Below are 5,185 nucleotides of genomic sequence, written 5' to 3'. Positions count from 1 at the left end.
TTTTTATTGCGAAATTAACTTTTATTTAATCTCTCAATTGGACTGCAAATATAGCCTATTAATCGGTACTTGCAAATAATTTTGACAAAAAAATAAAGGTTTTTTACACCTTTATTTCTAAATTAAAGAATCTAAATTATTTACGCCAATATAACTTCGCGAAATAAATCCTTCTCCACCTTCAGTTCCGATTAATCTTCCTAAATCATATGCACGATATCGGATAGAATCTGTAAAATTCTTCGATGAAATTGGTGTTTGAGGTTCGCTCGAATTTGGATCAAAAAATTGCGTTTTATATGCCATGCAAGCTTCTACTTTTGTATCTACAAAACCAGAGATGTCAATCACAAAATGAGGTTCTAAAGGCAACCATTGAATGTAGTGGAAGTGTTTTTTGGGACGCCAAGCTGGTAATCCATTTTCAATTTTTGGTAAACCTGATAAGAAAATAGCAGTATTCACTAAATCTGAACCTTTTCCATGATCTGGATGGCGATCGTGAGGTGCATTACTCAAAATAATATCAGGTTGATATTTTCGAATAATTTCGACAATTTTCAATTGATTTTCTTTATCATTCAAGAAAAAACCATCAGGAATTCCAAGATTTTCTCTCACAGCAACGCCCAAAATGTTTTTAGCATCATTTGCTTCTACACGGCGAATTTCATCGGTACCACGAGTTCCCAGTTCTCCTTTTGTTAAATCAAGAATACCAACAGTTTTACCGTTTTTAATTTCTTTTGCAAGTGTTCCTCCACATCCCAATTCTACATCATCAGGATGCGCTCCAATTGCAAGAATATCTAACTTCATTTATTATTTATTTAACCAATCTATTATTTCTTTTGAATCTGGAGTTACTTTTGAAGGGTAAGAAGCCTCTAAATTTCCGTCTTTGTTAATCAAAAATTTTGTAAAATTCCATTTTACATCATTGTCAGATTTTCCGTTCAATGATTTTTTTGTTAAGAATTTGAAAATTTCATTTTGATTTTTTCCAATTACATCACTTTTTGACATCAAAGGAAAAGTTACGCCATAATTTAATTTACAAAAACTTGCAATTTCTTCATTGTTGTCAAATTCCTGACCTCCAAAATTGTCTGAAGGAAATCCAACAATAACTAAACCTTGATCTTTATATTCTTGATACAATTTTTCTAAAGCATCATATTGAGGTGTGTAACCACATTTTGAAGCTGTGTTAAGAATTAAGATTTTCTTTCCTTTCAAATCCGCGAAATTAAAATCGTCATCATTGATATCTTTGAATGTATAATCGTAAATTTTGTTCACTTTTTGAGGTGTTTTTGTTGTTTGATGAATGGTTTGCTTTTTAGAAACTTTCTTAGTTTCTTGCGCATTACAAGCTATAAATAGCCCTAAAAATCCGATGAATAAATATTTCATTGCGTACTATTTTAAACAAATTTAAAAAAAATGTTATGATTTGTAAGTTAAAGTAGGTTAAAATAAAAAAGCTCATCTTTGGATGAGCTTTTTTATTTTATAATATTTAAAGAAATTAATTTTTTGATTTTACGTGGTAAACTTTGTTTTGGAAATACCAAGCTGCAATAGATAAAACTAACATTGCGACTGCTGTTGCAGGAACCCAGAATGGAATTGGAATTGGATCTCCGGCTGCGTATGAGTGTAATCCAGATAAGTAATAGTTAACGCCAAAATACGTCATAATTACTGTCCAAACAGCCCACATTGCTGCAACATTGAAGGCAAATTTCCCTCTCAATCCTGGAACTAAACGCATATGTAAAACAACTGCATAAACAATTACAGAAACGAAAGCCCAAGTTTCTTTTGGATCCCAAGACCAGTAACGTCCCCAAGATTCGTTTGCCCACATACCTCCTAAGAATGTACCAACGGTAAGTAAGAAAATACCAATTGTTAATGACATTTCAGAAACGTAAGTCATTTCTTTTAGCGAAATTTCAATCTTTTTATTTGGTTTAATCATCATGATAATTAATGAGAAAACTCCTAAAATAGCACTTAATCCAAAGAAACCATAAGATGAAACGATAATCGCAACGTGTACAATTAACCAATATGATTTTAGTACAGGAACAAGTGGTGTAATTTGTGGATCTAACATAGAACCTCCGTGTGCAAATCCCATCATAATTACAGCAACCATAGCTCCTGTTGTTGGAATAAATGCGTTTCGGTTTTTGTATAATAACAATCCAGCTAAAACACTAATCCATGAAATAAATACAATGGCTTCGTAACCATTAGACCAAGGTGCGTGTCCAGTTAAATACCAACGAACACCAAGTCCTGCGGCTTGTACGATAAAGACAATAAATATTAATCCCAAACAAACATTGATAATTCGATGAAGTGCTTTGCTTTCTGAAAATAACTGAATGAAGGATAAAATCATTAAAACTCCACCAACCATACAATAAGCAATCATCACCCAAAAGAAAACGTTGTATTTGTTGTATAACACTTCTATCTCAACTTTTGTTGGAGAAGGCACAACATTTTTACCCCATTTTTGTTGGTATTTATCGATATAATCTACCGCATTATCTGCAGGCGTCCAATTACCATTTTCTAATCCTTTCGAAACCATGTTAAAATAAACACTAATCATTCCAAGTGCCATTGTATCGATTTCTACAGGATTTTCTTGTGTTTGATAAATCCAAGAAGTCCAACGCTCTGAAGGATCATTCTGAACTGGAATTATTTTTAATTGATATCCTTTTGCAGTTTGATCTAAAATATTGAAACGCTCTGTAACCTTAATTACTTCCTCATCAAATTTAGAACGCTCTGAAGGTTTTCTTGAGAATGCCTCGTTATAGGCTTTATCTAATTTAAAACGAGTCGTTTTTGGATCGATCAAATTCATTAAAGATGTGTAACCATCTTCGTTTGCGCTTGTAATTTTCTTTAAACGATCTCCTCCTTTATCTCCAACTTCAATCATCGGAGCATTTACCCAATAAGCAGGGTCTAATTGCAAAGAAATAAACCATTTATTGGCAGATAATCCGTGGAATTTATCTTTTTTATAAACTTTTCTAAGGATTTCTAAAGCTTGTGTATTAAGAGGTTTTATACGTCCTTCGATATCTTGTGTAAGTAAATGACCAAATTTATCAGCGTGTTCGTCAGGAATTTTTACATTCTTCGCTAATTCATCTCCATCAGCCATTTTTGTAGAAAAACTACCAATGTGCTCTGATGAATGAACGTTCCCTTTTTCCGAATCAGTCTGAATTTTTTGATGTCCATTTTTTCCTCCATCAGTAGTACTTGGATTTTGAGCAAATGCTAATCCAGAAAGTAAAAATAATGGAAGTAAAATATTTATTTTTTTGGTATGTAAACTTTTTAATAGAGAGTTTAATTGCGTAAAACGAGTTCCTTTCCAGAATAATGAAACAAACATTCCTCCAAATAATAAGAAGTATCCTAAATAGGTAATGTTAGTCCCCCACCAGTCTTGGTTAACTTGTAAAATAGTTCCGTCTTCCGTTGGAAAATAACTCGATTGGAAGAAACGGTAACCTTTATAATCCATTACATTGTTCATATAAATGTGATGTTTTGTTTCTTTTCCCTCGTCGATAACTGTAATGTTAGATTCGAAAGAAGAAGGATTTGTAGAACCAGGATAACGATCTAAAATAAAGTCATCTAAACGAATGCTAAATGGAACTTTTACTAATTTAGAACCGTAACCTAACGAAATATTCATTCCGTCAATTTGTACATCAGCAGAATAATTTGTGACACCCTTTCCACCAACAATTGTCACTGTATCGCGTTTATCACCAACAATAACTTCGGCTCTAATTGCACCAGGTAGATTCTTTTCTTCTGCTTTAAATTTAGAACCTTGTCTATATAAAACTTCACCTTTGAAAGCCGGATTTGGAACTACAAATTGCGCTCCGTTGATTGTATATAACGAACGTAGTTTTAATGGAGCAGGAACATTAAATTCAACTTTTCCAGCACCTTCTTGCAATTTTTGCATGTCTGTAATTTGTCCAACTTGTTGTCCAGCCATTTGCACATATTCTCCTTCGAAAGGCGATTTGATAACCAAATTTTCTCCTTCTCCAGTAATTTGTACCGCACCATCTTGCGGTCTATTGTACGAAACTAAAGTTCCATTAACACTTTTAATTTCACCATTTCTAATGAAAACAGAATTACGTCCAGTTTGTCCAACTGTCACGATTTCTAAAACATTAATTCCTTCTTTTTTTCTTACAACTGTATCTAAAGCGTGAGGTACGTAATCAAAAGTTTTTAATTTAATGACTTTATCTTTGAACTGATATTCACCTTCAAAGTGTCTACGGAACAGAGAACTTGTACTATCTTTTCTGTCAAAATATGTCATGTTGTATTGATGATTGTCGTAAGCCAAACGTTGTGTACCATCATCAACCATCATCTTGAAATAAGATTTGTACGATGTAATTTCGTTACTTGTTCCTCCTTCAGGAATAGGCATTTCACCCTCGAAACTGATGTAACGAGTAATTCCTCCTCCAATAAAAATAAACAAAAATGCTAAGTGGAAAACCAACAACGGCAATTTTTCCTTTGACCATAATCGGTATCGTTTGATATTCATTAAGAACAAAACGATCAACCAAATCATTAATACCTCAAACCACTTTGCCTCGTAAATAACAGCTTTTGCAGTAGCCGTATCGTAGTCATTTTCAATGAAAGTGGCATAACCCATGGCGATTGCGTAGATGAATAGCAAGACCGTCATGGTTCTGGTAGAAAATAGATATTTTTCTAATTTACTCATTACTTATAATTGATTTACAAAAATAGGTGAGTTTATCAGATAAAGCATTAAAACTTAAATGATTTTTATTAGAATCAATGAGTTAATAGAATGTTAAATATATTCTGCCAAAATTGATTTTAAATGTTTAAAAAACACACTGTTAATCAGAAATGTTTATAACAAAGTATTTTATTCAAAAATAATTTGTTAAGAAAATATTTAGAAATATCAAAAACATATCTTAAAAGGAACAATTTTTGTTAAAGCTCAATAACCAATTATAATGATATGAAAAAATTAACTCAAATATCAAAAACATATCTTAAAAGGAACAATTTTTGTTAAAGCTCAATAACCAATTATAATGATATGAAAAAATTA

3 protein-coding genes are annotated in these 5,185 nt (G+C 32.1%); all 3 read right to left on the bottom strand.

All coding sequences use genetic code 11. The features are described from left to right. Positions 1-117 precede the first annotated feature (117 nt). Positions 118-819 carry a bacillithiol biosynthesis deacetylase BshB1 gene (gene bshB1 / locus HXZ69_RS09960; protein ID WP_286495854.1) on the bottom strand — a complete coding sequence of 234 codons (702 nt, stop codon included), beginning with the start codon at positions 817-819 and terminating at the stop codon, positions 118-120. A gap of 3 nt (positions 820-822) precedes the next feature. Continuing rightward, entirely contained in the window at positions 823-1,416 is a 594-nt protein-coding gene (locus tag HXZ69_RS09955; protein WP_286495853.1) for a glutathione peroxidase, read from the bottom strand. A gap of 115 nt (positions 1,417-1,531) precedes the next feature. Further along, on the bottom strand, positions 1,532-4,822 hold the full coding sequence (locus tag HXZ69_RS09950) for a cytochrome c biogenesis protein (RefSeq protein ID WP_286495852.1): 3,291 nt from the start codon (positions 4,820-4,822) through the stop codon (positions 1,532-1,534). Between the last annotated feature and the right edge of the window lie 363 nt (positions 4,823-5,185).

Source organism: Empedobacter sp. R132-2 (assembly GCF_030324375.1).
Lineage (GTDB): Bacteria > Bacteroidota > Bacteroidia > Flavobacteriales > Weeksellaceae > Empedobacter > Empedobacter falsenii_B.
The sequence above is the reverse complement of the archived record's forward strand: the minus strand, read 5'-3'. Positions and strand labels throughout refer to the sequence as shown.